The organism is Limnoraphis robusta CS-951 (assembly GCF_000972705.2).
The window spans coordinates 1-5821 of record NZ_LATL02000257.1; the positions used below are offsets into that span (position 1 = coordinate 1).

General features: G+C 42.4%; 4 protein-coding genes and 2 pseudogenes. 4 read left to right on the forward strand and 2 right to left on the reverse strand.

The annotated features are described in order from the left end of the window. Nucleotides 1-18 precede the first annotated feature (18 nt). Together WN50_RS21925 and WN50_RS21930 are read right to left on the reverse strand one after the other, a co-directional pair. A pseudogene (locus tag WN50_RS21925) lies at nucleotides 19-909 on the reverse strand (RNA-guided endonuclease InsQ/TnpB family protein); the annotation flags it as partial. A gap of 113 nt (nucleotides 910-1022) precedes the next feature. Continuing rightward, nucleotides 1023-1265, reverse strand: a pseudogene (locus WN50_RS21930) (hypothetical protein); the annotation flags it as partial. 262 nt (nucleotides 1266-1527) lie between these two features. Between WN50_RS21930 and WN50_RS21935 the strand changes: the two are divergent. The 4 genes from WN50_RS21935 to WN50_RS21950 all read left to right on the forward strand — a co-directional run bounded on the left by WN50_RS21935 (nucleotide 1528) and on the right by WN50_RS21950 (nucleotide 5761). Next, entirely contained in the window at nucleotides 1528-2721 is a 1194-nt protein-coding gene (locus WN50_RS21935) for a type IV pilus twitching motility protein PilT (protein WP_046281286.1), read from the forward strand. A gap of 232 nt (nucleotides 2722-2953) precedes the next feature. Next, complete coding sequence (coaD, locus tag WN50_RS21940) at nucleotides 2954-3427, forward strand: pantetheine-phosphate adenylyltransferase (RefSeq protein WP_046281285.1); 474 nt, start codon at nucleotides 2954-2956, stop codon at nucleotides 3425-3427. Next, complete coding sequence (locus WN50_RS21945) at nucleotides 3428-4093, forward strand: ATP synthase subunit B family protein (RefSeq protein WP_049560746.1); 666 nt, start codon at nucleotides 3428-3430, stop codon at nucleotides 4091-4093. A gap of 300 nt (nucleotides 4094-4393) precedes the next feature. Beyond that, nucleotides 4394-5761, forward strand: a complete 1368-nt coding sequence (locus tag WN50_RS21950; protein WP_046281284.1) for a DUF2157 domain-containing protein — start codon at nucleotides 4394-4396, stop codon at nucleotides 5759-5761. The last annotated feature ends 60 nt before the right edge of the window (nucleotides 5762-5821 follow it).

Genomic DNA, 5821 nt, shown 5'->3' on the forward strand with positions numbered 1-5821 from the left:
TCAAGTTAATCCGTTAATCTATTTCTTATCCGTTTCTTGATTTGATAGTTGTTTAAGTGCAGATTTTAGAATGTTTTTGGCGGCATTTTCGTCTCGGTTGGATGTGTATCCGCAGTGAGGACATTTATGAGTTCTCGTACTGAGAGTTTTGACAACCTTTTCACCGCAATTTGAGCAGTTTTGAGACGTGTATGCAGGTTCAACTGCTACAACCGGAACCCCATAAATTCTCCCAAAATATTCTAGCCATTCTCTAAATCTGTACCAAGCAGCATCATTAATTGACTTGGCTAAATGATGATTTTTAACTAGATTGCGTATCCGTAGGTTTTCAATCGCTACCAAGTCGTTAGACTGTATGACGTGTTGGGCAAGTTTACAAACCCAATCATTACGCCTGCGTGAAACTCTTAGATGCGCCTTCCCTAAGCGATTTTTGGCTTTTTTACGGTTTTTACTTCCCTTTTTTGTTCTTGATAATCGACGTTGCAGCTTTTTAATTCGTCGCTCATCTTTTCTTAGAAAACGGGGATTCTCTACCTGTATCCCGGTGGAATCGGTGTAGAAATGGTTTAAACCTACATCCAAACCTGTTTGTTTGTTACTGAGTTCTTTGTTTTCCTCTCTAATGTGGTCTATCAAAAATTGAGCATAATACCCATCGTGTCTTCTAATCACTCTAACCCGTTTAATTTGTTGGAGTTGATAGAAGTGTAAATCTCGGCTACCCCAAAGTTTAAATGTACCTGCTTGAAACTTATCATAAAACGTTAAATAGCCTCTATCCTCTGAAAGTTTCCATCCCGATATTTTGTATTCAACAGATGCTCTAACTTGATATTTTTTAAACTTGGGAAATCCTTTTCGACCTGGTATTTTTTTCCGACAATTTTGATAAAATCGTTCAATTTAAAACAGATAGGATAAGGATTTAACGGATTAAGCTATCTGTGAGATGCCAAGATCTATGGGTTTTACAGTTAAGTTAATCCGTTCTTCCGCTTCTCTATCCGTTTTTAAATTGATGCCCATGCTCTCTCTGCCTGCGCTTGTCGAGCCATAGAATTGAGTTTGTTCACCCAAGGAAAACTAGGATTGTCTGACAGCAGTTTGCAGTAGCGATAGGCATCGTTGCGACTTTTAACTTGACCGTCTATCCATGCTTTGATGATGCTGTTACGAACAAACCTACCAGTACGGATAGCTTCGTCTAACTTTCTGTACTGGTATTGCGTTCCTTGCAGCTTCATTTCATACACAAGCATAGATTATCGGCATCAAGCCACGATAAACTTATGTTAGCATAAAATAATCCGTCGTGAACGACCTTGCTCTAAACCTGCTTCTCTTGGTAAATTGACCAAAAAGATTTTTCAGGAAAGATGAGGGTAATCTGATCGCCTCTGCTCTTGAATTTTGATGACAAAACTTTTAAAAAGTCTACAGGAAGTCATCAAATTTTATATAATTGCTGTTAATTGACCTGCCAAAAATTAACTGAGTTCGCAAGCCAGGAGAATTCAACCTATGACGAACGCTGCTGTACCTCAGTCCTCGAACCATCCTTTGCCGAAGGTACCCCCCCCTCCCAAATCATTAGACAAAACCAGCATCAAACAGATGGTCAAAGATGCTTTTAATCTGAAAGCCTCTGATATTCATATTCGTGTTGGACACACTCCTCGCTTTCGGATTCAGGGCGAGATGGTCAGAGCCAAGGATCAGGTCAAGGTGACATCAGAAGTGTTTGATCAATACCTGACTGAGATTCTGACTCCCCGTCAACGAGAGCAGTTTTCCGAAGATAAGGAACTGGATACGGCGATTTTTTATCCCGGTTTAGTTCGTTGTCGGGTGAACTGTTTTGACTCCCTCAGTGGCGGCGCGATGGTACTGCGGCTAATTAACTTAAAAGTACCCTCGATTGATGAAATGGGTTTACCCGAAGTCCTCAAAAAAATTATTAGCTTTCCCCAAGGATTGATTTTGGTCACAGGGCCAACGGGTTCAGGAAAATCGACAACCCTGGCGGCGATGATTCGGTATCTCAACGAAACCGCCAAAAAGCACGTAATTACTATTGAAGATCCGATTGAATTTGTTCACCCCTCCCATCGCTGTCTGATTAGCCAGAGGGAAGTCGGCCTGCATACATTAGAATTTAACAAGGCTTTGCGATCGGCTTTACGCGAAGATCCTGATGTGATTCTAATTGGGGAAATGCGCGATCGCCCAACGGTGAACACGGCTCTGCAAGCAGCCCAAACAGGTCACTTGGTTCTCGGTACTCTGCACACTCGTAGTGCAATTAATAGCATTAACCGTTTATTAAACCTGTTTAACGTTGATGAACAACCCGCCATGCGAATTCAAATTTGTGATTCTTTGGTGGCGGTTGTTGCTCAATTACTGGTTCCCACTGTAGAAAACCGTCGGACTGGAGTCCATGAAATCCTGATCAATACTCCGGCTATGCGCGATTATCTCCTGAAAGGAGAGGATGAAAGTGCCACGCAGTTGATCGAGTCTGACTCCTACGAAGGAATGCAACTGCTCAACCAATCCATCTTTGAAAAAGTGATCGAAGGTCGGATTACAATGGATGAAGCCGAAAAAGTATCGCCTGACCCATCTGATCTTGATCGCCGTTTCCGAATGGCCGGGATTGATACCGATGGTTCAATTCGTCAATTTAAAGCGGGTAAGTCTCCCTTTAGTTGACGGTTAACTCCAGGGAGTCGCAGCAGAGATCTCCCCCTCTGGGTGTGTTGTAAAGATGTTGATCCGTTCTACAATTCAAAGTGACTGACAACCTGTTCGTGCCTTTCTCCTCACGGTTTCGGTTTTTGGGTTTCTACAGATCAACTCAAAAACTCACGAACGTAGGAGCGAGCCGTTTGCAAAAGCTCATATCGTCCTATAATTTGTCAGTAACTTTTATCATGGCTCAATCGTGATTGCGATTTATCCGGGTAGCTTCGATCCGATTACTTTAGGCCACTTAGATATTATAGAACGAGGCTGTAAGCTGTTTGAACAGGTGATCGTTGCTGTTCTGCGAAATCCAAACAAAACTCCTTTGTTTACCGTTGAGGAACGCATCGAGCAAATTCGCACCTCCGTTCGACATCTAGATAACTTAGAGGTAGCCAGTTTTAAAGGTCTTACGGTAGAGTATGCAAAACAGCGAAATGCTCAAGTTCTACTTCGAGGGCTACGAGTCTTGTCCGATTTTGAAATGGAGCTTCAGATGGCTCACACGAACAAGACCCTCTCTGATAAGATTGAGACAGTTTTCTTGGCAACCTCAAATGAATATAGCTTTTTATCCAGTAGTGTGGTAAAAGAGATAGCCAAGTTTAGTGGTTCTGTCGATCATCTCGTTCCAAAACACGTTGCTCAAGATATATATAAAAGATATTTATAGATGCTACGCCAGGAATCAACTCCCAAAATAGAATCGGAACCCAAAGGACTGATCCCCGAAATAGATACCACTCCAAGTGGAACACCTGGGATTGACATTCAGAGGGAACTCAACCGACTCGAAGAAATCATTCTTGACAGTCCCCGTGTTCCCCTGACTCGGCGAACTTTGGTTGATGAAGAGCAGTTACTCGATCAGTTGGATCTCATCCGTTTAAATTTACCCAGCGCCTTTCAAGAGGCGGATATAATTGTTCGACATAAAGACGAAATCCTCCAAGAAGCTGAAGAATACGCCCAGGAAATTTTAGAAGCGGCAGAACAACGGGCAACTCAAATTTTAAATGAAATGGGTCTGATCCAACAAGCCCAAGCCGAAGCCGAACAGTTACGACAACGAGTTCATCTCGAGTGTGAAACCCTCCAGCAACAAACCATCGCTGAAGTAGAACAAATTCGTTATCAAGCTCAACAAGAACTTGATCAAATCCGCTCGAGAACTTTGGCAGAATGTCAGGATGTTCAAAATGGAGCCGATGAGTATGCTGATCATGTTTTAGGCAATATTGAGCAGCAGCTTAGTGAAATGTTACGAGTGATTCGTAATGGTCGCCAACAGTTGCAAATTCAACATGATCAAACCTCTGGACAACTGCGAGGACAATAAACCCAGTGTTTACAGTGAACAGGTGTCAGGGAAAGAGTGTCAGGTTTGTAGGGGCGGGTTCTGTAAAAATCTATGTTTTCCTAAAAATAACTGATATAAACCCGCCCCTAGATCTCCGCAAAAACCCGGTAACTTGATCGCGCACCGGGTTTTTTAAGCTCACCCGACACCTGAGACCTGTTCCCCTAATTGTGCAGGTTTAACAGGTGTCTAAAATTGTCCTAAAACCCAGGCAATCGATGACACACTAGAAAACGTAACTTGGAATGCGATCGCCCTCTAGAGGCGAATTAATAGAAGATGGCTTCAGAAAAATTTCGTCGCCAACTGCGCCATGAAGCCCAACTTTGGACTTCAGAAGGATTGATTAACGATTCTATTTATCAACTGCTATCAAACCGTTATCAATTCAACAGTATTGATAGCGCTGCCAGTAGCCGTTTTGTGATGATTCTCATCGGTTTAGGTAGTATTCTGCTGGGTTTGGGTGTGATTACCTTTGTCGCCGCCAATTGGCAACAATGGCCGCGAGAATTCAAAATTATCTTGCTGTTGAGTTTATTTATTGGTGTTAATACTAGCGGGTTTTATCTATGGCGATCTGACTCTCAAACAGGGAAAACAAAACGTTTGGGCGAGGGATTACTGATTTTTGGGGCTATCAGTCTTGGGGCGAATATCTCCCTGATGGCGCAAATGTTTCATATTGGCGGTTCTCCCTACGGATTGTTTTTGGTTTGGGGATTGGGCGTTTTAGCGATGGCTTACAGCTTGCGTTTGACATCCCTCGGTATTCTATCAATTTTACTGCTTGGAATTGGCTATTGGTCAGGAGTCTCTAATATTTTCTTTCCGGGTGAATTAACCGGGCTAGAATTTCTGTTGGTACATATTGCGCTAGTCACCGCAGTTTTGTTTGTTCCCCTCGCCTATTGGTGTAAATCACGATCAATTTTTATCATAGCAGTATTGCTGATCGTTCCCGCTTTAGAGATGAATATTGCTGCACTTTTAAGGCAGAATTTCTCCTCGGAATTGATGACGGTTGGATTTATTCTTCCGCCTGCACTCCTTTGGAGTTATGATGATAGTCTCTTTCCTCCTATTCATAGCAGACCCTTTCGATCAGATGCTCGGAGTTTGGCAATTTGGTTTTTAGGGATTGTGTTTTTTCTCTTTTCCTTTCGGGGATTTGGGACATCTTTCTTCAGTTTTAACTATAACGAATCGATGCAAGTTCAGGGATTTAATTTCATCCTTGATGTGCTTTTATTTGGCGGTTTAACGATTTGGCAATGGCTTTATCTGGCAAAACCTCATCATTCGTCTCAACGTTGGGGATTAGATGAAGTTAGCAGTGCGATCGCTATAATTTTAGGTGTGACGACACTGGTGAGTTATAGATATCAAACTCTTGACAGCAGCTTATCTACTCTCATTTTCAATATCTTACTCTTTTTACTGGCGGCAGGCTCAATTCGCATCGGATTAGGACAAGGAAAACGAGGGACATTTTGGGGCGGAATGATCTTACTCACCCTGCAAATTGTCAGTCGTACCTTTGAGTACAATACTGAACTCCTGTTTAAAGCTTTTGTCTTTGTATTGTGTGGTGTGGGTGTTATTCTAGCGGGTTTATGGTTTGAGCGACATTTATCCCGTCAATAGAGTTCAAGTATAGCAGTAAGCGAATACATTAGGACATTTCTAAATCCTAAAACCCCTTCA